The following is a 23,365-nucleotide window of genomic DNA, read 5'->3' as shown; positions in this document are numbered from 1 at the left end:
CAGCCGGTTTCCAGCACCATGTCATCGAAGATGGCGCCGTAGTCCGGTTCGGTGATGCCGGTGGCGGCCTGCATGGCCTTGGACGTGAGGCCGATCTTGCGGCCCACCAGGGTCCGGCCGGCGTCCTCGTTGCGGCGGCGCCACAGCTGCTGGACCGCGTAGGAATCCTCCACCGTCATCTCCGGGTACCGGGCTGTCAGGCGGGGAACCGGGGTCCGGGAACGCCCGGCCTCCACCAGTTCGTCCGCGATGGCCTCAATCGTCTTCGGCTCCAGCACTCTCTGCGCTCCTCAAGGTGGTACAAATCGTTCAGTTGTAAAGGGCAGCCGGTCCCGCTGTTGCGATACGGAACCGGCTGCCAGATTTTGGGCTTAGAGCTGGGCGCCGAGCTTGAAGCCTTCAGCTACCGCGCCTTCTTTGCGGGTGTAGGAGAAGCCGTCGGCACCAACGGTCACGGCCATCTCGGAGGCGTCAGTGCGCTCGATGACGGGCTGGGGATTGCCGTCGAGGTCCAAGACTTGGGAGGCCTCGGTGTACCAGGACGGGACCACGGGGTTGCCCCACCAGTCGCGGCGCTGGTTGTCGTGCACGTCCCACGTGACCGTGGGGTTGTCCGGATCGCCGGTGTAGTAGTCCTGCGTGTAGATCTCGATGCGGTGATCGTCCGGGTCCAGGATGTAGAGGTAGAACGCGTTGGACACGCCGTGCCGCCCGGGGCCGCGTTCGATCCGGTCGCTGATGCGCAGGGCGCCCATCTTGTCGCAGATCTGGATGATGTTGTGCTTCTCATGCGTGGCGAACGCGACGTGGTGCATGCGCGGGCCATTGCCGCCTGTCAGGGCGGTGTCGTGGACCGTCTGCTTGCGGTGCATCCACGCGGCGTAGGTGACGCCGTCGGAATCCTTGATGTCCTCGGAGACGCGGAAGCCCAGGTCCTCGAGGTAGGCGCGGCCGCGGGGGACGTCCGGGGTGACCTGGTTGAAGTGGTCCAGCCGGACCAGTTCACCGGCGGAGTAGAGGTCGTAGCGCTGGGTGAGGCGCTCCACGTGCTCCACTTCGTAGAAGAACTCGTACGGGAAGCCCAGCGGGTCCTCGACGCGGACGGAATCGCCCACGCCCTTGGTGAAGCCGTCCTTGCGGCGCTCAACGCGGCAGCCAAGTTCCTTATAGTAGGCCTCGGCAGCATCCACCTCGGAGGGGGACTTCACCCGGTAGGCGAAAGCGGCGACAGCGGCGATGGGGCCCTTGCGCAGCACCAGGTTGTGGTGGATGAACTCCTCCAGGGAGCGCAGGTAAATCGCGTTTTCGTCCTCTTCCGTGACGTGCAGTCCCAGGACGTCCACGTAGAACTCACGGGACTTAGCGAGGTCGGTGACCACGATCTCCATGTAGGCGCAGCGGACGATGTCCGGGGCGGGAACGGTGGGGGTGGGAAGGAAGCTGGTCATGGGATTCTCTCTTCTTCGAAAGTGGGGGAAGGGTTAGCTGTCGCTGGTTGCTGCTGCGTCTTTGACGCTGCCGAACTTTGGCGAGTGGGCCTCGTTGAGGGTGATCTGCACCGACTGCTGGGTGGTGTAGAAGTCGACTGAGCGGTACCCACCCTCGCGTCCCAGACCCGAGGCCTTCACGCCGCCGAACGGGGTGCGCAGGTCGCGGACGTTGTTCGAGTTCAGCCACACCATGCCTGCCTCGATGGCGTGTGCGAAGTTGTGGGCGCGCTTCAGGTTCGAGGTCCAGACGTAGGCAGCGAGGCCGTACTTCGTGTTGTTTGCGAGCTCGAGCGCCTCCTCGTCGGTGTCGAAGGGGGTGATCGCCACGACGGGACCGAAGATCTCCTCCTGGAAGATCCGGGCGTCGGGGGCGACGTCGGCGAACACGGTGGGTGCAACGTAGTTGCCGGTGGGGAAGCCCTCGGCACGACCGCCGCCGGCCAGAAGCCGGCCTTCCGTCTTGCCGATCTCGATGTAGCTCATGACCTTTTCGAAGTGGTTGGGGTGCACGAGCGAGCCGACCTCGGTGGCGGGATCGCTTGGGAGGCCCACCACGATGTTTTTCGCACGCTCGGCGAAGCGGGCCACGAAGTCGTCGTAGATGCCGCGCTGCACGAGCACGCGGGACCCGGCGGTGCAACGCTCGCCGTTCAGGCTGAACACACCGAAGACAGTGGCGTCGAGGGCGGCCTCGATGTCGGCGTCGGCGAAGACGACGGCAGGGCTCTTGCCGCCGAGTTCGAGGGAGAGGCTCTTGAACTGAGGGGCGGCTGCGGTTGAGATGGTGGCACCGGTAGAGCTGTCACCGGTGAAGGAGACGATCGGCGCGTCGGGGTGCTTTACGAGGTAGTCGCCCGCGACGCCGCCGGATCCGAAGATCAGGTTGAAGACTCCGTCGGGCAGGCCTGCCTCGCGGAAGATCTCGGGCCACAACACGGCGGAGAGCGGGGTGTAGCTGGCCGGCTTCATGACAACGGTGTTGCCGGTCGCGATTGCCGGGGCGAGCTTCCACGACTCCTGCATGAAAGGGACGTTCCACGGCGTGATGAGCGCAGCGACGCCGATCGGCTTGCGGTTCACGTAGTTGATCTGGCGACCGGGCACCTTGAACGCGTTGTCCTCCTGCGCGACGATTAGGTCCGCGAAGAAGCGGAAGTTTTCAGCGGCGCGGCGGGCCTGGCCCTTGGCTTGGGTGATGGGCAAGCCGGAGTCGAAGCTCTCAAGGAGGGCGAGTTCGTCGTCGCGCGATTCGACGATGTCGGCAATCTTGTGCAGCACGCGCGAGCGTTCGCGGGGCAGCATCTTGGACCACGGGCCTTCGTGGAAGGCGCGCTTGGCGGCGGCGACAGCGCGGTCGACGTCCTCCGGCTGGGCTGAGGCGACTGTGGCGTAGTTCTCGTTGGACACCGGATCCAGCACATCGAACTTTTTGCCGGACACCGATTCAACGAACTCGCCGTCGATGAAGTGCGTCAGGTGCGTGGGCAGATTTTCTGGAATGTAGTGCTTTGTGATTTCTGCGGATGTCGTCATCGTTGGGGTCCTAACTGAAATTCGGGCATTAGTTGGATTGGGCGAGGTAGGCGTCGAGGGTGGCGGAGCGGTGGAGTCGTGCTGCTCTTTCGATGGCATCGGGATCCGCTCCGGTTTCGATTAGCCGGAGCAGGGCCTCGTGTTCGTCCACGGACTCGTGGGCGCGGCCGGGAACAAAGCGGAAGGTGGAGGACCGCAGGGATGCCAACCGGTTCCAGCCCCGGTGGACGAGGTCCAGGATGTGCGGGTTCGGGCAGTGCTCGAACAGGACGCTGTGGAAGTCCTGGTTGAGCCGAGTGAAACGGACGGGGTCGAAGTGCTCCAGGCACTCGCGCATTTCTTCGTTGATGGCGCGGGCCCGGGAAATGGACACTGCATCGATGAGCGGCGCGGACAAGGCAGTAGCGGCGCCTTCGACAATGCTGAGAGTCTGCATGGTGTAGAGGTATTCGGTGGGGTCGATGCCGGCCACGGTGGCGCCGACGTTGCGTTCGAACTTCACCAGGCCTTCGGCTTCCAGGCGGCGGATGGCTTCCCGGATCGGGACCACGCTGAAGCCGAGGTCTCTGGCGATGGTGCCCAGGACCAGCCGGTAGCCGGGGGTGTAGGTGCCTCCGACGATCCGCGCCTTGACGGTTTGGTAGGCCTGCTCCGACTTGCTGCCGAGGGAGGCTGCTGCAGCTCGGTCAGTCGCTGTTTCAGTCATTGGCTGCTTCCCATTCCTTGTATTTGGCCTGCCATTCGGCGTTCATCGGGTAGAGGCCGTCCACGCTGTTGCCCTGCTTGACCATTTCGGCGATGAAGGTTTCTTCTTTTTCCTGTTGGATGCAGTCGTCAGCGAGCTCTTCGGCGATGGCCGGCGGGATGACCAGGATGCCGTCGGCGTCGGCCACGATGATGTCGCCGGGTTGGACGGTGGTGCCGCCGCAGGCGATGGTGATGTCCGTGTCCCAGGGGATGTGCCGGCGTCCGAGCACGGCCGGGTGCGGGTTGGAGTAGTAGGCGGGCAGCTCCATGGCGGCCACGGCGGAGAAGTCCCGGACGCCGCCGTCGGTGATGATGGCTGCGGCGCCGCGGACCTGGGCGCGCAGGGCCAGGATGTCGCCGATGGTGCCGGTGCCCTTCTCGCCGCGGGCCTCCATGACCAGGATTTCGCCTTGGTTGACGGAGTCGATGGCGCGTTTCTGGGCATTGAAGCCGCCGCCGTGGGTTCTGAAGAGGTCCTCACGGTTGGGCACATAGCGCAGGGTCCGGGCCAGGCCAACGACCTTGCGGTCCGGGCGGGTGGCGGTCAGGCCGTCGATGCTGACGTTGTTCAGTCCCCGCTTGCGCAGCTGAGAGGACAGGGTGGCAGTGGCCACGGACTCCAGCTTGGCCTTCAGCTCCGGGGCCAGGACGCTGGTTGCGGCGGGCAGCCCGGCAGCCTCGCGGGAACCGTACGCTTCCTCCCGCTGCACGTCGTCAATCCTGGGCCCGGCACCAAAGTCCGCGAACGCCGTGGTGCCGTCCTCCACCGTGGTGGTGAGGCGGCCGGTGCTCAGCCCGTCGTCGGCCGTGGTGACTTCCACCTCCAGCACGTCGCCGGGTTTGGCGACGGACGCGCCGGCGGGTGTGCCGGTCAGGATGATGTCGCCCTCTTCGAGGGTGAGCAGCTGGGACAGGTCCGCCACGAGCCGGGCGAACGGGAAGAGCAGGTCCTCCGTGGTGCCGTCCTGGACGAGTTCGCCGTTGTGCCAGGTGCGGATGCGCAGGCTGGCGGGGTCGACGGCGTCTGCCGGGATCAGTGCCGGGCCTACCGGGGTGAAGCCGTCGCCGCCCTTGGACCGGAGGTTGGAGCCCTTGTCCGCGTAGCGGAGGTCGTACACGCCGAGGTCGTTGCTGGCGGTGACGGCGGCGACGTGGCTCCAGGCGTCGTCAATTCCTACGCGGCGCGCCGGCTTGCCGATGACCAGGGCGATCTCGCCCTCAAAGCCGAGGAGTTCACAGCCGGCGGGGCGTTCGACGCCGCCGCCGGTCAGGGACAGCGACGAGGACGGCTTCAGGAAGTACGAGGGCTGGGCAGGGGTCCGGCCGCGCTGTGCTGCCCGGCTGGGGTAGTTGATGTGCACCGCGATCACCTTGCGTGCTGCAGCCAGGGTGTCGTCGTTGACCTGCTCCAAAACCTTCTCCTCATCAAATATGAAATCGTATATGAAATATGTTCGCCAGTGCCGGTTTCGCTGTCAAGCCGCAACCACCTGGGGTATACGGTTAGAGCTGTCGGCGCTCAGAAACCGCGTTGGTAGGGTCCGCTCGCCCGCGCGTAGGTCGGGATCGGCAGGGGTGGCTCCGAACCCATGTCGGATGCCGCGTGAATAGGCCAGAACGGATCGCGCAGCAGTGCCCGGCCGATGAAGACCAGATCGATGCCTCCGTCCCGCAGCAGATACTCTGCGAGATCGGCCGAGTGGATGGATCCGACCGACCCCAGCGGTAGCGCGGAGTGGCGGCGAACATCCTGCACGAACTTTGCCTGATACCCCGGATAGATTTCCCCGGTGTAGGTCTTGGTAATGTTGCCGGTCGTCACCTCAAGGAAGTCCGCGCCGGCGGCCTCGAGCCATTTGGCAAGCTGGACGGCATCCTCGGCAGTCACACCGCCGTCGACCAGGTCTGTCCCGGAGAAGCGGACCAGCAAAGGTTTGCCAGGCGGCAGCGCCGCACGGACAGTGCGCACGACCTCGAGGAGAAACCTTGCCCGGTTCTCCAAGCTGCCCCCGTACTCGTCCGTCCGTTCGTTGGACATTGGTGCCAGGAACTCATGTACGAGATAGCCGTGGGCCGCGTGGATCTGGATGCAGTCCACCCCCGCCTGGTCAGCGCGGGCAGCCGCGGCCCCGTAGTGCTGAACCAGTTGGCGTATTTCCGCCGTCGTCAGTTCTGCTGGCGTTGGCGAGTCTTCCGAGTGCGGGATTGGGGAGGGTGCGACGCAGCCGCCAGGTAGATTGGCCTTCCGGCCTGCGTGCGCCAGTTGGACACCGATCTTCGCGTCACAGGCGTGGACGGCTTCAACGATGCGGCGGATGCCGGCTATGTGTTCATCGGACCAGAGCCCGATGTCGGACTCACTGATGCGCCCAAGCGGGTGGACGGCAACGACCTCGGTCATGATCAACGCCACCCCGCCAAGTGCCCGGGCACCGTAGTGGAGCACCTGGCGCTCTGTGACAGAACCGTCGTCGTGGGCCTGGTACATGAGCATCGGGGACATGACAATACGGTTCTTCAGGTCCATGCCCTTGAGCCGGTACGGGGAAAAGAGCAAGCTGTTCGCTGTCACCGGGTCACCAATCCATCGTCAACGGTTCCACGCGTGCCTGGTCGCGAAGGTGGCCCCGTAAGGTTCCTTGAATACATCGCACTTCTCTCCGGGTCTCTAGAAGGGGCTATCAAGCAGCGCGGTCAGGTCCGCCATCCGCCATTGCCCGTCGGCTTCCTTGACCATGGAGGCGCGGTACCAGCCGGCGGTCAGGGTTTTGGTCACTGCGTTTTCCGTCGACGTGATGAGCACGTAGCTGTAGAGGTCGGCGGTTGAAGAGCTCTGGTTTTCGAAGCGGAACGTGTGAACAGTGTGGCGGCGCTGGTCCGTCTGCTGTTCGCGGATTGCCTTGAGCATGTCGGCGATCGCCTGGTTGCCTGTTGTTGGGCCCCAGGAGGCATCCGAATTCGCGACCTTGCCGCTGGTGGTCCCGTCCTCGGTGAAGGTGTTCGCCAGCATGTCGAAGTTTCCTTCGTCGTAGCCCCACGCGTAGCGGGCAAGGGTGTCCTGCATGGCCGATCGATCGGCGGCCATGACAACACTTTCTCTGGCAGAAGTCTCTTCAGCGGTCATGATCGTTGCTCCTTTGCATCAATGCCGGCCCGCTGGGCACGGTTTTTGGGGATGACAGATGAAGTCCCGGCGACAGGTGCTGCGCCGCAGTGACAGCATCTGTTAATTTGCGATCCGGTGCGCCCCGACTTCTCGCCAGTGAGGCTGCGGCAGGTGAAGCGCAGGCCAGCGGCAGGGGAGGGGCCAAGGCGCCAGGCTATTTTTTCTCCGGGGTGCCTGCACAGGGCGGCAGCGGATTAAGGAGTGCGTGCCTCGATTTCCAGCAGCTCCTCTGTTTCCGTCCGTGGAAGGTGGTAGGCCACGGCCTCTGTTTGAACGGCCTCGAGTATCCGTCTCTTGTGGGCTTGGGCCAGGAGTTGGATGTCGGGGGAGTGGGGATTTGTTTTGAGCAGTTCCAGGAGTTGGTCGTGGTCTTCCACGAATTCTGCCGCATGCCGCATGATGATGCCGAGGGTTGGCTTCCTGATGAGAGCCATCCGGCTGCGTTCGCTTTCCAGCAACTCCATCAGATGTGCATTCGGGCAAGGAGAGCACAGGAGATCATGGAATTGGGCGTTAAGGTCCATAAAGCCCTCGGCATCGAAGAGTTCGCGTCTTCGACGCATCTCTTGGTTGAGTTCTTCGGCCTTCCTAATTGCATCGGGGGTCACATAAGGGGCCGCTCCCGCAGTTGCGGCCCCCTCAAGAACAGCGATGACCGCCTGGGTGCTCTCGTATGCAGCAGGATCAAGTTCGGCAACCCGCGCACCGGCATTGTGCTTGTAGGCGACGTAGCCTTCAGCTTCCAGGCGCCGAAGAGCCTCCCTCACCGGGAGCTGGCTCATATCTGCTTCGCGGGAGATGTTCTCGAGCACGAGTCGGTGTCCGGGAGAGTACGTGCCGTCGAGAATGCGTCGCTTGACGTATTCATAGGCCTGACTGGTTTTCGTGCCCAACGGGCGGGCATTCTTCTTCATCGACTCACTACTTCCCGTTGCCCTGGATTCCTCGGCAGTTAAAACGTCGAGTCCAACTGGAGTTCCTTGCGGGCAATTCGCCAGCCCTCAGGTGTTCGGACGACAGTGTCAGCATATGTGCCCACTGTTTTGATCGCGAGTCCGTCGGTGTCAGTGGCCGAGACGAGAACATAGGAAAGGACGGATGCGGTATCGTCACCGAGCGGTTCGATCTGGATATTGGAGATATGGTGGCGCCGGACGTCGTTTTGGGATTCTTTGAACGCCTGGATCTGGCCCACGATTGCTTCCGGCCCTTCGTGGGGGCCATACGTGGGGCCGTCCATGATGCGCATGATGTAGGTCGCATCCGAAGTGAAGCACTCACGGAGAGAAGCAAAGTCTCTGCGGTCGTGGTGAACCCCGTAGCCGGTGGTCAGTTCTTGGATTTCTAGCCGATCAAGGGCAGTCAGTGTGCCGGTAACGGTCTTGTGTGTCATGTCGGTCGTCCCTTCTGTGGAGATGTCGGGGTGGGAACTGGGGTTCAGCGGTCGGCGGTCTCGCGCACCTTCCACTGCACGGCCTTGTACTGGCGTGGCCAGTAGTCGACGTGGACGTTTAGCTCCCGGGCCGCCCTGAGGGCGAAATGTGGATCACGGAGCAGTTCCCTGCCGAGCATGACCGCATCTGCACGTCCGCCGGCGACCACTTCCTCGGCATACTTCGCTGTCGTGATGAGGCCGACGGCGGAGGTGGGCACCTCGGACGCCGATTTGATGTGATCCGCGAGGGGAACCTGGTATCCCTCGCCCACTGGGATTTCAACGCCGTCAATCAGGCCGCCGGTCGAGATGTCGAAGACGTCCGCTCCCCGGTCGCGTGCCATGGCGGCGACCTCGGCGGTCTGCTCTTGGTCCCATCCGCCTTCTGCCCAGTCCGTTGCGGAGAACCGGACGAAGAGTCCATGGTTTTCGCCAATGGCTTCCCGTACTGCTGAGACAATGCGCAGCAGAAGCCGGGCCCGGTTTTCGAGGGATCCGCCATATTCATCGGTGCGGATGTTACTGAGCGGCGACAGGAACTCGTGGATGAGGTACCCATGGGCTGCATGGATTTCGATTATGTCGAATCCCGCCTGCACACTCCTCAGTGCCGCTGCTGCGAAGTCATGGACGACCTCGTCGATGCCTGCATGGTCCAGCTCTTGGGGCACATCAAAGCCCGGGAACGCCAGGGCCGAGGGAGCCACAGTCTTCCATCCGCCTTCTGCGACAGGCTTTGTGGTGCCGCAGCGTTCGTCGAAGAGCCGGTAGTCGGAGGCTTTCCGGCCGGCATGGGCCAGCTGGATTGCTGCGGTTGCGCCCTGCTCGTGTAAGAAGCGGACGATGCGTGCCCATGCGTCACGCTGCTGGTCGTTCCACATGCCCGTATCTTCGCTCGAGATGCGGCCTGCGGGGTTTACCCCGGTCGCCTCGGCCATGATGAGACCGGCACCACCAGCAGCGAACTGACCGAGATGCATCAGGTGCCAATCGTTGGGGATTCCGTCCTGGTTCTCACAGGAGTACTGGCACATGGGGGAGACCCAGATGCGATTGCGGATCGTCGTCGATCGTACGGTCAGGGGCTGGAAAAGAGGGGAAGTCGTCATATCTAAACCTTCCAGTAACTTGCTTGGGGCCGACGTCCGGGCGGGGCATATGAGCCTTGTTGGGTTTTGAACCCGTTTGAGAAAACCTTCTGCCGGGCTCTTGTGAATCTGATCATAAACTAGATATGATCAAAACCACAACCCCGAAAACGCAGCTTTCGACCTCCTCCTGGAGCCCACTGAAGGGCACAGGGAAGGGCTCGACGAACAAAGCTTCCGGGCCCGAATCAGGGGCCCCGACCAACTATTTCTCCTCCTCTTGGAAGGCATACCCATGGTCACTTCGGACACTGACGTCCGTACAGGTACAGATGCTCTACGGATAGAGAATTTGTCCAAGACCTTTTCCGGTCAGCGGGCCCTCAATGAAGTCTCTTTCACCGTGCAGCGTGGAAAAATCACAGCCTTGCTAGGCATGAATGGCTCAGGCAAGTCCACCCTTATCAAGGTCCTCGCCGGCGTCTACCAGCCCGACCCCGGCGCGGCACTTACCATCGGTGGGGCCGCGATGTCGCTGCCAATGACGCCGCACACTGCCCACGAAGCGGGTCTGCGGTTCCTCCACCAGGACGTCGGACTGGTGGACAGTCTGACGATCGCGGACAACTTCGCCTTTGTTGACCGGTTCCGGGCCCCCGGCAAACTCGGACCAATCAACAAGGCCCGCCAGCACGAGCATGTCGCCGCGACACTCGAAAAGTTCGCCATCTCCGTGCACCCGGGGGCGCTGGTCGGCTCACTGAACCCCACCCTGCGGACTATGGTCGGCCTCGCCAGGGCGTTCCAGGACGAAGAAGAATCCGGTGTACGGGCATTCGCCAAAAACATCGTCGTACTGGACGAGCCCACGGCTTCCCTCCCCGTCGAGGAGGTCGACACGATCCTGACCTCGCTGGAGGAACTGAAAGCTAACGGCGGAACGGTCATTTACGTCAGTCACCGCACTGAAGAGGTCAAGCGCATCGCCGACCAACTCGTGATCCTCCGCGACGGAAGGCTCGTCGCCGACGAGCCTCTGGCGCAAATGGGTGTGGACGATATCGTTGCCCGGGTCGTGGGAAAACGACTGGAGAAAACGAAAATTCCCCGCCAAAGTGAACGCGAAGGCGATGTCGTGCTCTCTGCCCAGGGGATCACCGGACCGCGGCTGCGGGGGGTGGATCTGCAGGTCCGCTCCGGTGAGATCCTGGGCGTCGCCGGGCTCGTGGGCTGCGGGCGCAGCGAACTGATCCGGATTCTGGCCGGTGCTCAGAATCCATCCGCAGGGCACATGGAATTGGCCGGGAAGAGCTATTCGCCGGGTTCACCGGCGACCGCCATCGCAGCCGGGGTGTCGTGCGTGCCTCAGGAACGGCGCCGCGAAGGAGCAGTGCTGCCAATGACCGTCCGGGAGAACATCACGCTTGGCCGGTTGAAGACCTTCACCCGGAACGGCGCCTTGGACGGCCGCAAGGAGCGCAACGGGGCACTGCGGCTGATCGAGCAGTTCTCGGTCAAGCCAGCGGACCCCTCCCGGCTTATCGGGCTCCTCTCAGGAGGGAACCAGCAGAAAGTAGTCGTCGCCCGTGCCGCAGGGTTCGGCGGGACCGCGCTGCTTCTGGATGAACCCACACAGGGTGTGGACGCCCTGGCCAAGCAGGAGATCGCCAACATCGTCCGGGGCCTCGCCGCAGATGGATTGGCCGTAATTCTGGCATCGACAGACTTCGAGGAGTTCGTCGGCCTGTGCGACCGGGTCCTCATACTTGACCGCGGCCGCCTCGTCGCTGAGGCCACCGGCGAGGACATCAGCGAGGAGCACCTCGCGCTCCTCTGCGCCCAACATGGGGCGGCGGCATGAATCCCCCGACGGCTCCCACCAAAAACCCCGAGATTTCCCAGAAGGACGCCATGAGCACCACCGCAAGCAGCACCCAGGAACGCCCCTCCACAAAGACAGCAAAGCCGGGACGGAACCGGCCGGACATCGGCACCGTTGCCACCTCGTACGGGGTCATCATCTTCCTTGTCCTGATGATCATTGTTTTCTCGGCCCTGCTGCCGGACACTTTCCCCACGTCCGACAACGTCAAGGCCATCCTGACGGACCAATCGATCCCGGTCATTCTCGCCCTCGCCGCGATCCTTCCCTTGGCAGCCGGTGAATTCGACCTCTCTCTTGGCGCAGTCCTCGGCTTCAGCGCAATCACCGCAATCGCCCTGTCGAACGCCGGGGCACCCCTGCCCGTGGTTATCCTAGCTTGCCTGGCGGTTGGCGCTGGCGTCGGCATCGTCAACGCGGTGCTGGTCGTCAAGGTCGGGGTGAACGCCTTCATCGCGACACTTGCTTCGGCCACAATCCTTTCCGGCCTGAACCTGCTCGTTACCGGCAGCTCCCTCCTCGTGCTCGGCTCAGAGGAGTTCGGGGCGCTTACCATCACCAGGGTCTTCGACCTCCAGGTCGTCCTCGGCTATGCAATCGTGCTCAGCCTCCTGTTGTTCTACGTGGTCGAGAAGACGCCGTACGGCCGCTACCTTCGCGCCACGGGTATGGGTCGCGACGCGGCACGGCTTAGCGGTGTACGGGTTGATCGGTACCTGGCCTCGTCATTCATCGCTGCCGGGGTCCTCGCGGCATTGGCCGGTGCGCTGCTGGCCTCCCGGGGCGGCACCGCCGCCCCGAACCTGGGTCCGGAATTCCTCCTCCCGGCCTACGCTGCCGCCTTCCTGGGCGCGACAACGATCAAGCCCGGCTACTTCAATGTCTGGGGAACCGTGATCGGCGTCGTCCTCCTCGCCGTCGGCAGCAACGGCCTCACCCTCCTCGGCGCCCAAACCTGGGTGACGAATATTTTCAACGGCGTCGCCCTCATGCTCGCAGTTTCCGCCTCCGTTCTCGTCGGCAAGCGCCGCCGCAAGGCCACGAGCTGACAAGCCTGCTCTTACTTTCTTTACCTCCCATCTGAAAGGCATCACCATGACCAGAATCAAGCACCGCGCCGCAGTCTGGGCCGCGGTCCTCGCAGGCGCCTTGGCACTGACCAGTTGCGCCAGCCCTCAAGGGACCGCAAGCAACGGCGGTGGAAACAACGATGTATCCGCCGCCCAGAAAGTCCTGGACGAAGCCCAGGCCAAGGTCACCAGCTTCGACTTCCCCAAGGAACCGGTCGCGGCACCAAAGGATAAGCTCGTCGTCGGCATCCCCTGCGCGTACGCAGCCGAGGGCTGCAAACGAGAAGTCGACACCATTGCCGAAGCCGCCAAAGCTCTCGGCTGGCGCTATCAGATGATCGATCCCGCCGGTGACCCCGAGAAAATGCGCGCAGCCGTCCGGACCGCCGTTCAGCTCAAGGCCGACGGCATCTTCCTCGGCTCCATCCCCCCAAGTGTCGTTAAGGACGACATCGCCAAGGCACGCAGCGGAGGGATCAAGGTCGTGAACATGTCAGAACCCGCAGACGAAAGCTTTGCCGACGCCCACACCCTCTACGACCACACCAAGGCAGGGCGCTGGAACGCCGCCTACCTCACCGTCGCAACGAAGGGCGCCGGAAAGGTCATCTCCGTGAACGACCCCGAGTTCCCCTCTGTTGTCGAATGGCACCAAGGCTTTGTCGACGGACTCAAGGAGCTCTGCTCCGGTTGCCAGATCGTGAAAGACATCAACTTCCAGATTGCGAACCTACAGACCCAGGTCCCCGCAGAGTTCCAGGCCACCCTGCAGGCCAACCCAGGAGCCAATGCTGTCTGGACTGCGTATGACCCCGTGGCACTGTCCCTCAGCCCCGTGATCAAGCGCTCACCGCAGAACGGCAAAATCACCGTCGTCTCCCAAAACGGCGACGCCGGCGCCCTCCAGGCCGTCAAAGCCGGTGACCAGCCGTTCAAGGCAACCATTGCGGTCAGCGTCGAATGGCAGTCCTACGCCGCAGTAGACCAGATGGTCCGGCTGTTCGCCGGCAACCTTCCCGGGAACCTCAAGACAGTCAACGTCCCGGAGAAACTCATCGACGCGAAAAACGTCAGCTCCATTCCGTGGGACGGCGACCTCGATTGGAAGAGCACCTACCTCAAACTCTGGAAGACCAGCTAACCCCACACATGCCAGGGCGGGGGTGAGAATCCCCCGCCCGCACACCCCATCAAAGAGAACAAGCCGCCGAAAGACGGCGGCCAGCAGATTCAAAGGAGAACACCATGGGACGTCTCAGCGGAAAAGTCGCACTCATCACCGGCGCAGCAGGCGGGCAGGGCGCCGTCGAGGCCGAACTCTTCGCCCGGGAAGGCGCGAAAGTCGTCGTCGCCGACATCAACCAGCAGGGGGTCAACACCGTTGTCGACCGCATCCGTCAAAGCGGAGGGGAGGCGCTCGGCATCGAACTCAACGTCACCGACGACGCTGCCTGGGCTGCAGCCATGAACCAGATCCGCGCCCAGTTCAACGGCCTCGACATCCTCATCAACAACGCCGGCATCCTCTCGCTGGACGGCATCACCAAGATCGACCGTGCCGAGTGGGACCGGGTCATCAACGTCAACCAGACCAGCGTGTTGCTGGGCATGAAGTACGGAAGCGCGCTCATGCGGGAAGACGGCAAGGGCGGCTCCATAGTCAACCTCTCCTCCACCTACGCACACGTCGGCAGCGGCGCCGCCGTCGCCTACCAGGCCGCCAAAGCTGCCGTCTTCATCATGACCAGGACTGCCGCCGTCGAATTCGCTCCCGACGGCATCCGGGTCAACTCGGTAGCCCCGGGGATCATTGAAACTCCCATGACCAGGGAAGTACTCGCCGCGGCCGGTGACGACCACCCGGACATCACCCGTACCCCGCTTCTCCGCGCCGGCCAGCCGCACGAAGTCGCGAACGCCGTCCTCTTCCTTGCCTCCGACGAAGCGTCCTACATTACGGGTACGGAACTCATGGTCGACGGCGGACGCACCATCTCCTGACCCTGCCATGTGCACCAACAATCCAGAATGAACTATCTGAAAGGCATTACCGTGACCGCAGCTACCACCCCTGAAACCTGCACCCCCGCATGGGCCCACGCCACCGGAACCATCGACCTGCAGCCCGTACCGCCGGTTCCCTCCGACCTCACCTCGCTGGCCGACCGTCTCATGGTCCTGGAAACTGCCTCCCGCTACGCGATTGCGTATGACGAGCGGCGACTGGATGTCCTGGAAAGCCTGTTCACTGAATCGGTGACGTTCTCCTACCGCATCGGTGAAGGGCCTCTCACAAGCGAAAACGGCCGTGCGGGTGTCATTAAGTGGCTCGGGGAAGTCATGGAGTCCCAGTCCGACCAGCGCCGGCATGTTCTTGGCAGCATGACCGTTGAGCGGCTCACGGACGATGAAGCGGTGGTTATCGCCTACCTGGCAATCTACGGTATCGAAAAGGAGGCTCAGCTGATCACTACCGGGCTCTACCGGTTCAGCATGATCAAGGAAGACAGCCGTTGGAAGATCGACGAGGCCATTGACGCCCTCGACCGGCCCTTCTAAACCGGAAGTTTCTGTGAGCGAAGGGACCAAACGCTTGACTAAGGAACTGGACGGCAAAGTCGCCGTCATAACCGGAGCAGGGCAAGGCATTGGCCGGGGTATCGCCGACGTGCTGGCGGCCGAAGGAGCCCGCGTCGTCGTAACGGATCTCGAGCTGTCGCGGGCTCAGGAAACTGCCGAAGCCATCAGGGAGCGCGGCCACCAAGCGCTGGCGCTGAAGCAGGATGTGCTCGACATTTCCTCCACGGGGCAGGTCTTCGCCGAAGCTGAGCAGGTGTTCGGGACTGTAGACATCCTGGTCAACAACGCGGGTACGGCCCAGCAGATGCCGTTCCTTGCGGTGACCGAGAAAAGCTGGGACCTCGTCAACGACATCAACGCAAAGGCGGTGTTCTTCGCCTGCCAGACTGCCGGCAAATACTTCCAGGAAAAAGCTGGCGGAAAGATCGTAAACATAGCGTCCATGGCGGGGAAAAATGCCATCGACGAGTACTCGGCCTACAACGCATCAAAGTTCTCGGTGATCGGGATAACCCAGTCGGCGGCCCTTGAACTCGCCAAGCACAACATTAACGTCAACGCGGTCTGCCCTGGCATAGTCCGCACGCCTATGTGGGAAACTCTGGACCCTCATCAGTGGGAGCGGCAGATAGCCCGCGTCCCACTCGGCCGGGGGCAATACCCTGAGGATATTGGCAACGCCGTGGCATTCCTCGCCTCGCCCCGGGCCAAAAATATCACCGGCGCGTCCCTGGCAGTTACCGGCGGGCTACAAATGTGGTGATACACACCGCGTTTTTCCTCGCCAGGAAAAAGGAGCCTCAACATGATTAAGTACCGACCCCATCACACTGCGATTTCTGTCCGCGACCTCGACGCTTCCCTCGCCTTCTACAGCGCACTGGGCTTTGTCGAGGTCAACAGGACAAATTTCGACGGGGCAACACTCGCCCATCTCCAACTGGACGAATACGCGCTCGAACTTTTCGCCTACGAGAAAAATAAGAACCTGCCATCGCTGAAACCCGGATTCGGGAATGACCTTGACGTTATCGGCCTTAAGCATCTTGCTCTCGCCACCGACGATATCAACGCAACCCTTGCCCAGCTGAAGCGCCAGGGCTTTGCCGATGAGACAGTCGAAATTGGGGCGCTGCCCGACGGCAAAGCGCAGTGGGTCTTCATCCAGGACCCTGACGGTCTTTGGGTCGAATTTCTCCAGGAAGATAGATTCTCCATCTATTCACGACCATGGCCAGCAACGGCCGAAGCCATCCCCTGAACACGAAGGAACAGAATGGCAAGAATTGCTGTTTATGGAGCCGCCGGAAGAATCGGTTCCCGAATTTTGTCAGAAGCACTCAACCGCGGTCACGAAGTCACCGCCGTGGTCCGGGATCCAAACACAGTTACGGGTACTGAGCCCAGGATGCGGGTCGTCGCCGGCGACGTCCTTGACCCGGATTCAGTTAAAGCCATAGCGTCCGAACATGACGTCGTGGTCAGCGCGGTCGGCGGGGCCGGAGGGCAGGAGAACCAGGCCACAATCGCCCCTGCCGCCCACTCACTGGTTGCCGGGCTTCGTTCCGCCGGGGAGGAAGCGCCGCGGCTGGTGACAGTCGGAGGTGCCGGCTCCCTGCGGACCCCGGGCGGGGGGCAGGTCTGGGACCGCCCGGGCATTCCAGAGGCCGTACTACAGACCATGCATGCCCATGGTGATGCCTTGGAGTTCTACCGCACAGTGGCTGACTTGGATTGGACCAACATCAGCCCGGCAGCCAAGATCCAGCCGGGACAGAGAACTGGGTCCTACCGGACGGCGAACGATGACCTGATCACCGACGCATCCGGCAACAGCACAATCTCATTCGAGGATTATGCAGTTGCAGTCATGGATGAAATCGAATCGCCTAAGCACCGCCGTCGGCGTTTCACCGTCGCATATTAAGCCAGCATATTCCTGAGACTTGGGCGAACAAGGCGTTAGGCCGCTGCGAGGCATTGCTTCGCAGCGGCCACTCGTCATTCTCCTGCAGATAGCAGCACCCCCGTCAGGGACTAAGGAAGACGAAGATGATCGACTACACCGCGAATTCGGCTGACGCATGGGAAGCGCTATGCGTTGAGCAGTTCCAACTTTGCAGCCTCGACTGGGCCGCACCAACATTCGACGCCGGCCTCCGTGCATCGGCGAGTTCGGCCCACCTGTCACTGCGGCTGCTCACCTCCGGACCCTTCGGGGTCTCCCGATCCGCGCGGGACATCCGCCGGCATGACTCGGATGACCTCATGGTCGTGCTGCACGACGCCGGGGCCCGGGGGCGCCTGGAACACAAGGGGCGGCAATCCGAACTGCGTCCTGGGGACGCGGTAATCATCGACACAACCCGCCCCTATGCGTTCGACTTTCCACAGCCCATCCAGCAAGTGGTCTTGAAAGTCCCCCATGGGCTGGCAGGAAGGCTCGCTCCAGAGGCCGGTCGCGTATTTCATGCCTCTGACGGCCCGTTGGGCAGAGTCCTAAGGACAATTGTTCGGGAGTTCGCCGAGCGCGAGGAACCGATTCCTTTCGGTTCAGACCAGACCAAGCATAGCCTTGAAGGCACATCGCTGGCAGTGGCCGCCGTAGATCTTGTCTCCGCCATTTACGCCGCAGACTCATCACGCAACAGTGAACTGCTGGGGCACGCGGCGCTGCTGAAGTCCGGGCAGGATTTTGTGCGGACGCGATTCCGGGATCCGGCGTTGACACCCTCGCTCATCGCTGAGCATCTGCGGATCTCTCCACGCCTGCTCGCCCAGGTTTTTTCGCAGGCCGGAACTACCCCGGCGTCCTACATCAGGGATGTTCGTCTGGAGGAAGCGGCGCGTCTTCTTCGTTCGCCCTACCATCGCGAAGTGCCCATCTTCGATGTCGGCCTCCGGGTCGGCTATGCCGATGCCACGACGTTTACAAGGGCCTTCAAGCGGGTCCACGGCGTGGTCCCGTCAGAGTTTCGCGCCGACGCTCCTGCCGTTACGGCGGCTTGAACACTCCAGAGACGAGATCGCCGCCGCCTTTGCGATACCGGCAAAGGCGGCGGCGAAGGAGCTAGCGGCGGTAAGTCCCCAGCTCTGCCAAGGGGATCGTCAGGACCGATGGCCAATCGATGAAACGGCCAGTGTCCTCATCGAGGGCCACGCCCGCCGGACTCTTGTACGCTGCGTCGGCGGCCTCTTCGCTATCGAAGGTGTACTCCGAGAACGCGGCGTAATCGATCGCCTCGCCACCGCGGTAGCCCTCCTTGAGGATCTTCGTCTGGCGGTACGAAACTAGCCCCGGCAGCTTTTCTGCCAGCGGGCGGTGGATATCGGTGTAGTGCTTGTAGAACTGCTCCAGCGTGATCCCGGGCTTGGGCCTGGTGAGGAATGCAAGCGTAAAAACCATCTGGCTCTCCTAGGAGGGGAATTCGATCTTGCCCAGCAGGTCCTGCAGGGCCAGGACCTGTCGGGGAAGATACTCGGCCACCGTGAGGGCGACGACGTCTGCCGCACCATGAAGGGCAGCTATCGTCTCGGCAACGGAATCACGCGACAAGCCCTGGGGCTCCATCCCGAGTCCGAGGACGACATCACTGCTGTCGATGACGTCCACGTCCAGGTGAATGGCGACCTTCGAGCAACCGGTGGCCTTGAGCCAGCCGAGCAGGCTCTCAGTACCCTGATTGAGAACTGTGGGTGAGAACGTCGTCAGCCCCCATGCCTGCACATTCGGAAGCTCGTCCTCGGCCCAGGCGTGCAGGCCGGCGAGTGCTACCCGGGACGGGTCGATCGTTGCAGGAAGTGCCTGGAGCACATCGGGGTCACCGTGGCCGATCAAGTGAGAAATCGCCATAGCGTGGTAGCCGTTGTAGTGGCTCTCGGGGAGGGTGCAGTCGGGGTGGGCGTCCAGCCAAACGACGGCGAGGTCGTCCCCGTACTTTGCCGCGAGGTGGCTAAACGGCGCGACGCTGACGGAGCATTCCCCTCCCAGTGTGGTGACCTTGTCCGGGTCGGCCTCCTGGAGGATATGCAGGGCCGCTTGGAGCTGATCGATAACAGCCTCGCGGGCGTAGACGCCGCGGTCAGTGCCAAGGGTGGAGGAGTAGTCGCCGACAGGCACTACTTCCGTTCGCTGGTCGGCTGACCCGGGGACGAGCAGGTCCAGGATCCTGGTGCCGAGTGAGTAGCCAGTCTGGGCGAGGGGGAGCGGCAGCTCAGGCGCGAGGGTTCCGACGACGTCCGGCGCGGCTCCCTGCCACTGCGGCCAGAGCAAGCGCAAACTGCTCGGACTTGCGGTGAGATCGGTGTTCATACGGGTACATTTCCTTCCATTGAATCGGTTGATGCTGGAGCCGACCGCTGCGGCTCACCGAGTGTGTTGAGCGGAGCGGCACGGACGGCGTCGAATTCTCCGGAGAAGTCACGACGACGGGTGAGCAGCAGGTAGGTGCAGGAAGATATTCCCAGGCCCACGGCGAACGCGATGTCCGCCCCGCCCAGTGCAGTCGCGACTGGTCCGGCGTAGATGGCGGTGCTGAAGAACGGGACCATGGCGATGAATCCAAGGGCGTAGCTGATCATGCCGGGGACACCCCAGCGGCCGTAGATCCCGCCATCGGGCTTGAGGATGTCCGTGATGGAGTAGCGCCCGCGCCGGACAATGTAGTAATCCGTGAGATTCACCGCCGTCCATGGGATCAGAAAGTACCCGAGGATGCTCAGGAAGGCGGTGAAGGCCCCGAGGAAGTCCGCGGGGAGCAGGAGGGTGGCCGCGATGACAATGACACCGCCAATGGCGATGGTAACGGACCGCACCTTCCCCGTGGACTTCATGCTCCGGAAGGCCTCTAGCGCGCTCAGAAAAGAGACGCTGCCGCTGTAGAACGAGAGCGAGCAGGTGATGAGGCAGGCGACGACCGCCACAGCCATCGTTACACTCCCGATGCCAAAGCCGAAGCTGTCACCCATGTCGTGAACGGCGGTGATGACGTCTGACTCGGGCATGGCGATGGCCAGTGCGGCACCTAGCGACTCGAGCCACACGGCCGAAACGAGTGTGCCTCCGAAGACCGCAGCGGACACCGCCCGGCCCTTCGTCCTCGATGGCAGATACCGGGTGTAGTCCGAGACGATCGGGGCGATGGCGATCTGATATGTCGCAGCGGCCCCGAACTGAGCGAGGAACGCCACTGGTTCAAAGGCGCTGTTATTGAGCATCGTGCCGATCGGCAGCACCACAACGGCGGCGAGCGTCAGGATGATGAGGTTGGCCAGCGTGATGTACGAAGCGAACTTCTCGACACGCAGCAGGAGCTTGTAGCCGACGATCGCGAGGACGACCGCAACTGCTCCAATAAGCACGTCATAAAGGCCGACCTGGTCGACCGTTATCGCGGCCAGGGAAGAAGAGGCGGTCTGGATGAAAAAGATAGCGAAGCCGAATTGGACCACGGTGGCTGCTGCCAGGGGAAGCACGGCGCCACGGGAGCCGAACTGGACCCGGGACTGAATCATCTGAGGCAGGCCCATGTGGGGTCCCTGGGCCCCGTGGAATGCCTGGAACAGGGTGCCGAAGACACTGCCCAGGATGATGGCGAGCAGGGTCCAGGAAAGACCCAGCCCCATTGCTGGCCCGACGGCTCCTGTGAAGAGGGTGATAAGGGTGGCATTGACCATGAACCAGAACTGAATCTGGGTCCGGACCGTGCCGTGACGCTCCGATTCCGGGACGTGGTCAAACGACCGTGCTTCGACAATGCTGTCGCGTTGCTTCATGGATTCTCCAGAGTGCTCAAAGCAGTATGCATGGATGGGGTAATGAGACGCTACGGCTCCTGGGCTCTACTCCCTCGGCGATATCTGCAGCCGTTTACCGGCATTCCGTGCAGGAGGCCCCGTCAGCCCAAATGCCAGCAGGGAGAGACGTGGTGTTAACGGCAAGTTGCGGGGGAGTCCTCAGCATTTCGTGGGCTAGGTCGTTTCTCCGCAGGCTTCCGAAAGACCATGTCCGAATCGAAGTGCCGGGGCAGCTGTATCGAAGGGAACATCCGTGCGACTCGCTTCCACGGCTGCGAGATGGTGCCGCGCTGTTCGTCGAAGTCACTCTCCTCCCTGCTTTCCCACGTCGCCGGGTCCCCGTCGTCGTACCCGCCTCGCGCGCAAAAAGCTGCGATCGAACACCTCCTGGTCCTTGGACACCCGACGCGATTTGGCCCAGGTGTGGACGGTTATTGGGCCGGGCACGCGCTCGGGGCCTCCTAGGCCAGGAAGCTGCTTGACGATTGTTTGATAGAGGAGAAACCACCGTCTCGAGTTCAAGGGAACGCGGATACACACGGTGCAAGCGTTCCTTCGAGCTATCGTATGGTTCTTCGTGCGAGCCATGTCAGGATGAGCACTGCGGCCGAGGCAGTACCAACCGCTGCTGCGACAGACACAATTGCCGCGCTAAGTCCAAGAGGAGCCACCAGCATGCCGATAAGGATTACGGCGCTCCCCGAGATGCTGTACCCCCAGGCGTTGAGCCTGCCGAGAACAGCCCGCTGCTCGGCGGCTGATGCGTGATCTCGCACTATTGTGAGGGCGGCGACTTGTCCCAGTCCCTGAGACGCGCCACTCGTTGCAGCCGCAGCAAAGAGCGCTGAAACATCAACACTGAGAACGCCGTACGCCAGCAGTGCCAAGGACAGAAGTCCCATCAACGGACCGCTCACAGCCAGCCCCAGAGTACCGAGGATCTTTGCCAGCAATTGGGCTGATGCTGCACCTCCAAAAATAATAGCTATCAGCGCGCCGGCGACCATCGAATCGACATCGCCCAGCTGCTGCTTCAGATACGTCGAACCCAGACCCATGAATATGGCACACGTGATTCCGGTGGACACCAGTACCAAGGTTGCGGTGCGGATCGCCGGCTGGCACGGTTGCCGCGGCCCATGGTCGTTTGACTCGGTCATACCGGCCATTGAAGCGGCGCAGTCGAGTCTCGCCAGTGGGCTGGACCGCATGACGACAAAACTCGCAATTAACAGGGCGACAGCCTCGGCAGCAAAAACGGCACGATAGTGCGCGGGAAATAATGTTCCAGCACTGCCGCCCAAGACCGGCCCCAGGGCGAGCCCCGCCGAGAAGGAAAAGCCAGCGACCATTGGTCCGTCCAGGTGTCCTTCGGCCTTACGTAGTCGCGCAATCGCCACCGCTCCACACGAGAGCAGCACTGCGATGGATATACCGGTAATGAACCTCGCGATGGCCAGTATGACCGGGCCCGAGGCCAGGGCGAAGAGCAGGGCGGCGAGTGCGCCGACCGCGGTGGCGCTGGTTAGCGTCCTTCTCCACCCGGTCCTGTCGATGTAGCGACTCAATCCCAACAGTCCGACGACGACTCCGCCTTGGTAGGCGGAGAACAGCAACGTGGTTGTCCTCGCGTCAAAGCCCATCTCGAGCTCCCACATTGCAAACAGCGGGGATGGCATGTTTGACAGAATGAATACGCAGACAGCGACAACGGCAATGTTCATAGGTGGTTTTCATCTACTGTCTGGTGGCACGGGGTTAAACAGCCTGGGCGCCCTGGTTGCAGCCAACGCACACCAATCGAACGGCAATGGAAGACCGGCGCGTGAGGTTTAGCCGATCACGCGGTAATCCCGCCGTCGCTGGAGGCTATCGGTCTGCGGGCCATGCCTCCCTGCTAGTTGGCGTAAGGGTCTGCGATGCCGAGGTATTGGGTGGTGGTGTATTCGGCGATGCCTTCGGTGCCGCCTTCACGACCGAGTCCGGATTGCTTGACGCCGCCGAAGGGGGCTGCGGCGTTGGAGATGACGCCGGCGTTGAATCCGACCATGCCGAATTCGATTTGTTCGGCCACACGGAGGAGCCGGTTGAAGTCGCGGCTGTAGAGGTAGGACGCGAGGCCGTATTCGGATGCGTTGGCCAGGCGGATCGCGTCCTGCTCGGTGGTGAAGGTGGTGACCGGGGCGACGGGTCCGAAGATTTCCTGGCGGAGGATCTCGGCGTCGTTAGGCACGTCGGCCAGGACCGTGGGCTGGTAGAAGTAGCCGGGCCCGTCCACGGGTGCGCCGCCGGTGATGGCGGTGGCTCCGGCGTCGACCGCGGCGGCCACCAGGGAGTGGACGTCGTCGCGGGCGCCGGCGTCGATGAGGGGTCCGACCTGGGTGGCGGGTTCGGTGCCGCGGCCTGTGGTCAGGGCGGCCATGGCGGCGGCGAACTTACGGGTAAAGTCCTGTGCGACGGTTTCGTGGACGAGGAAGCGGTTGGCGGCGGTGCAGGCTTCGCCCATGTTCCGCATTTTGGCGGCCATGGCCCCTTCAACGGCGGCATCCAGGTCGGCGTCCTCGAACACGATGAACGG

At 62.8% G+C, this 23,365-nt stretch carries 24 protein-coding genes; 9 read left to right on the top strand and 15 right to left on the bottom strand.

What is annotated here, in order from left to right; genetic code table 11:
- The 10 genes from ACIP9X_RS21525 to ACIP9X_RS21480 all read right to left on the bottom strand — a co-directional run.
- Nucleotides 1-278: 2-keto-4-pentenoate hydratase (locus ACIP9X_RS21525; protein ID WP_400481787.1), on the bottom strand; the 278-nt coding region annotated here is incomplete at its 3' end.
- Nucleotides 279-371: 93 nt separating this feature from the next.
- Nucleotides 372-1,448: a 3,4-dihydroxyphenylacetate 2,3-dioxygenase gene (gene hpaD, locus ACIP9X_RS21520; RefSeq protein ID WP_400481786.1), complete on the bottom strand. Its 1,077-nt coding sequence runs from the start codon at nt 1,446-1,448 to the stop codon at nt 372-374.
- Between the two features lie 33 nt (nt 1,449-1,481).
- On the bottom strand, nt 1,482-3,023 hold the full coding sequence (hpaE, locus tag ACIP9X_RS21515) for a 5-carboxymethyl-2-hydroxymuconate semialdehyde dehydrogenase (protein ID WP_400481785.1): 1,542 nt from the start codon (nt 3,021-3,023) through the stop codon (nt 1,482-1,484).
- Nucleotides 3,024-3,051: 28 nt separating this feature from the next.
- On the bottom strand, nt 3,052-3,729 hold the full coding sequence (locus ACIP9X_RS21510) for a GntR family transcriptional regulator (RefSeq protein WP_400481784.1): 678 nt from the start codon (nt 3,727-3,729) through the stop codon (nt 3,052-3,054).
- A complete protein-coding gene (locus ACIP9X_RS21505) occupies nt 3,722-5,182 on the bottom strand; it encodes a fumarylacetoacetate hydrolase family protein (RefSeq protein WP_400481783.1) in 1,461 nt (486 codons plus the stop codon). Before ACIP9X_RS21505 ends, ACIP9X_RS21510 begins: the two co-directional genes overlap by 8 nt.
- Before the next feature lie 107 nt (nt 5,183-5,289).
- Entirely contained in the window at nt 5,290-6,342 is a 1,053-nt protein-coding gene (locus ACIP9X_RS21500) for a tRNA-dihydrouridine synthase (protein ID WP_400481782.1), read from the bottom strand.
- A 96-nt stretch (nt 6,343-6,438) separates the two neighbouring features.
- Nucleotides 6,439-6,894: a nuclear transport factor 2 family protein gene (locus ACIP9X_RS21495; RefSeq protein WP_400481781.1), complete on the bottom strand. Its 456-nt coding sequence runs from the start codon at nt 6,892-6,894 to the stop codon at nt 6,439-6,441.
- A 236-nt stretch (nt 6,895-7,130) separates the two neighbouring features.
- Complete coding sequence (locus ACIP9X_RS21490) at nt 7,131-7,850, bottom strand: GntR family transcriptional regulator (protein WP_400481780.1); 720 nt, start codon at nt 7,848-7,850, stop codon at nt 7,131-7,133.
- A gap of 38 nt (nt 7,851-7,888) precedes the next feature.
- The gene (locus ACIP9X_RS21485; RefSeq protein ID WP_400481779.1) at nt 7,889-8,329 is read right to left on the bottom strand and encodes a nuclear transport factor 2 family protein; all 441 of its coding nucleotides are present in this window, start codon (nt 8,327-8,329) and stop codon (nt 7,889-7,891) included.
- Nucleotides 8,330-8,373: 44 nt separating this feature from the next.
- Nucleotides 8,374-9,480, bottom strand: a complete 1,107-nt coding sequence (locus tag ACIP9X_RS21480) for an NADH:flavin oxidoreductase/NADH oxidase (protein ID WP_400481778.1) — start codon at nt 9,478-9,480, stop codon at nt 8,374-8,376.
- A 274-nt stretch (nt 9,481-9,754) separates the two neighbouring features.
- On the opposite strand from ACIP9X_RS21480, the gene ACIP9X_RS21475 reads away from it, so the two are divergent.
- The 9 genes from ACIP9X_RS21475 (at nt 9,755) to ACIP9X_RS21435 (ending at nt 18,000) form a co-directional block, all read left to right on the top strand.
- Nucleotides 9,755-11,320, top strand: a complete 1,566-nt coding sequence (locus ACIP9X_RS21475; protein WP_400481777.1) for a sugar ABC transporter ATP-binding protein — start codon at nt 9,755-9,757, stop codon at nt 11,318-11,320.
- On the top strand, nt 11,317-12,390 hold the full coding sequence (locus ACIP9X_RS21470; RefSeq protein ID WP_400481776.1) for an ABC transporter permease: 1,074 nt from the start codon (nt 11,317-11,319) through the stop codon (nt 12,388-12,390). Before ACIP9X_RS21475 ends, ACIP9X_RS21470 begins: the two co-directional genes overlap by 4 nt.
- A gap of 46 nt (nt 12,391-12,436) precedes the next feature.
- On the top strand, nt 12,437-13,552 hold the full coding sequence (locus tag ACIP9X_RS21465; protein ID WP_400481775.1) for a sugar ABC transporter substrate-binding protein: 1,116 nt from the start codon (nt 12,437-12,439) through the stop codon (nt 13,550-13,552).
- Between the two features lie 104 nt (nt 13,553-13,656).
- Nucleotides 13,657-14,412 (top strand): SDR family NAD(P)-dependent oxidoreductase, encoded by a 756-nt coding sequence (locus ACIP9X_RS21460; protein ID WP_400481774.1) that lies wholly within the window; start codon nt 13,657-13,659, stop codon nt 14,410-14,412.
- A gap of 51 nt (nt 14,413-14,463) precedes the next feature.
- Nucleotides 14,464-14,970, top strand: a complete 507-nt coding sequence (locus ACIP9X_RS21455) for a nuclear transport factor 2 family protein (protein ID WP_400481773.1) — start codon at nt 14,464-14,466, stop codon at nt 14,968-14,970.
- 13 nt (nt 14,971-14,983) lie between these two features.
- A complete protein-coding gene (locus ACIP9X_RS21450; RefSeq protein ID WP_400481772.1) occupies nt 14,984-15,754 on the top strand; it encodes an SDR family NAD(P)-dependent oxidoreductase in 771 nt (256 codons plus the stop codon).
- 42 nt (nt 15,755-15,796) lie between these two features.
- A complete protein-coding gene (locus ACIP9X_RS21445; RefSeq protein ID WP_400481771.1) occupies nt 15,797-16,252 on the top strand; it encodes a VOC family protein in 456 nt (151 codons plus the stop codon).
- Between the two features lie 15 nt (nt 16,253-16,267).
- Nucleotides 16,268-16,918, top strand: coding sequence for an NAD(P)-dependent oxidoreductase (locus ACIP9X_RS21440; protein WP_400481770.1), 651 nt, complete (start codon nt 16,268-16,270; stop codon nt 16,916-16,918).
- A 125-nt stretch (nt 16,919-17,043) separates the two neighbouring features.
- On the top strand, nt 17,044-18,000 hold the full coding sequence (locus ACIP9X_RS21435) for a helix-turn-helix domain-containing protein (RefSeq protein ID WP_400481769.1): 957 nt from the start codon (nt 17,044-17,046) through the stop codon (nt 17,998-18,000).
- 61 nt (nt 18,001-18,061) lie between these two features.
- Here ACIP9X_RS21435 and ACIP9X_RS21430 read toward each other — a convergent pair whose 3' ends face one another.
- The 5 genes from ACIP9X_RS21430 to ACIP9X_RS21410 all read right to left on the bottom strand — a co-directional run.
- Nucleotides 18,062-18,397: an EthD family reductase gene (locus ACIP9X_RS21430; protein WP_400481768.1), complete on the bottom strand. Its 336-nt coding sequence runs from the start codon at nt 18,395-18,397 to the stop codon at nt 18,062-18,064.
- Between the two features lie 9 nt (nt 18,398-18,406).
- Entirely contained in the window at nt 18,407-19,303 is an 897-nt protein-coding gene (locus ACIP9X_RS21425; protein WP_400481767.1) for an arginase family protein, read from the bottom strand.
- Nucleotides 19,300-20,766, bottom strand: a complete 1,467-nt coding sequence (locus tag ACIP9X_RS21420; RefSeq protein WP_400481766.1) for a purine-cytosine permease family protein — start codon at nt 20,764-20,766, stop codon at nt 19,300-19,302. The genes ACIP9X_RS21425 and ACIP9X_RS21420 overlap by 4 nt, the downstream gene beginning before the upstream one ends.
- A 581-nt stretch (nt 20,767-21,347) precedes the next feature.
- Nucleotides 21,348-22,511: an MFS transporter gene (locus ACIP9X_RS21415; protein WP_400481765.1), complete on the bottom strand. Its 1,164-nt coding sequence runs from the start codon at nt 22,509-22,511 to the stop codon at nt 21,348-21,350.
- A gap of 173 nt (nt 22,512-22,684) precedes the next feature.
- Nucleotides 22,685-23,365, bottom strand: a 681-nt coding sequence (locus ACIP9X_RS21410) for an aldehyde dehydrogenase family protein (protein WP_400481764.1), incomplete at its 5' end; no start/stop codon positions are given.

It is taken from the genome of Arthrobacter sp. NPDC093125 (genome assembly GCF_044754225.1).
GTDB lineage: Bacteria > Actinomycetota > Actinomycetes > Actinomycetales > Micrococcaceae > Arthrobacter.
The sequence above is the reverse complement of the archived record's forward strand: the minus strand, read 5'-3'. Positions and strand labels throughout refer to the sequence as shown.

Coding starts and splice junctions, on each gene's coding strand:
- ACIP9X_RS21510 (WP_400481784.1), bottom strand. CDS start 3,729: ATGACTGAAACAGCGACTGACCGAGCTGCAGCAGCCTCCCTCGGCAGC.
- ACIP9X_RS21445 (WP_400481771.1), top strand. CDS start 15,797: ATGATTAAGTACCGACCCCATCACACTGCGATTTCTGTCCGCGACCTC.
- ACIP9X_RS21460 (WP_400481774.1), top strand. CDS start 13,657: ATGGGACGTCTCAGCGGAAAAGTCGCACTCATCACCGGCGCAGCAGGC.
- ACIP9X_RS21425 (WP_400481767.1), bottom strand. CDS start 19,303: ATGAACACCGATCTCACCGCAAGTCCGAGCAGTTTGCGCTTGCTCTGG.
- hpaE (WP_400481785.1), bottom strand. CDS start 3,023: ATGACGACATCCGCAGAAATCACAAAGCACTACATTCCAGAAAATCTG.
- ACIP9X_RS21440 (WP_400481770.1), top strand. CDS start 16,268: ATGGCAAGAATTGCTGTTTATGGAGCCGCCGGAAGAATCGGTTCCCGA.
- ACIP9X_RS21470 (WP_400481776.1), top strand. CDS start 11,317: ATGAATCCCCCGACGGCTCCCACCAAAAACCCCGAGATTTCCCAGAAG.
- ACIP9X_RS21420 (WP_400481766.1), bottom strand. CDS start 20,766: ATGAAGCAACGCGACAGCATTGTCGAAGCACGGTCGTTTGACCACGTC.
- ACIP9X_RS21495 (WP_400481781.1), bottom strand. CDS start 6,894: ATGACCGCTGAAGAGACTTCTGCCAGAGAAAGTGTTGTCATGGCCGCC.
- ACIP9X_RS21485 (WP_400481779.1), bottom strand. CDS start 8,329: ATGACACACAAGACCGTTACCGGCACACTGACTGCCCTTGATCGGCTA.
- ACIP9X_RS21430 (WP_400481768.1), bottom strand. CDS start 18,397: ATGGTTTTTACGCTTGCATTCCTCACCAGGCCCAAGCCCGGGATCACG.
- ACIP9X_RS21475 (WP_400481777.1), top strand. CDS start 9,755: ATGGTCACTTCGGACACTGACGTCCGTACAGGTACAGATGCTCTACGG.
- ACIP9X_RS21465 (WP_400481775.1), top strand. CDS start 12,437: ATGACCAGAATCAAGCACCGCGCCGCAGTCTGGGCCGCGGTCCTCGCA.
- ACIP9X_RS21480 (WP_400481778.1), bottom strand. CDS start 9,480: ATGACGACTTCCCCTCTTTTCCAGCCCCTGACCGTACGATCGACGACG.
- ACIP9X_RS21415 (WP_400481765.1), bottom strand. CDS start 22,511: ATGAACATTGCCGTTGTCGCTGTCTGCGTATTCATTCTGTCAAACATG.
- hpaD (WP_400481786.1), bottom strand. CDS start 1,448: ATGACCAGCTTCCTTCCCACCCCCACCGTTCCCGCCCCGGACATCGTC.
- ACIP9X_RS21490 (WP_400481780.1), bottom strand. CDS start 7,850: ATGAAGAAGAATGCCCGCCCGTTGGGCACGAAAACCAGTCAGGCCTAT.
- ACIP9X_RS21435 (WP_400481769.1), top strand. CDS start 17,044: ATGATCGACTACACCGCGAATTCGGCTGACGCATGGGAAGCGCTATGC.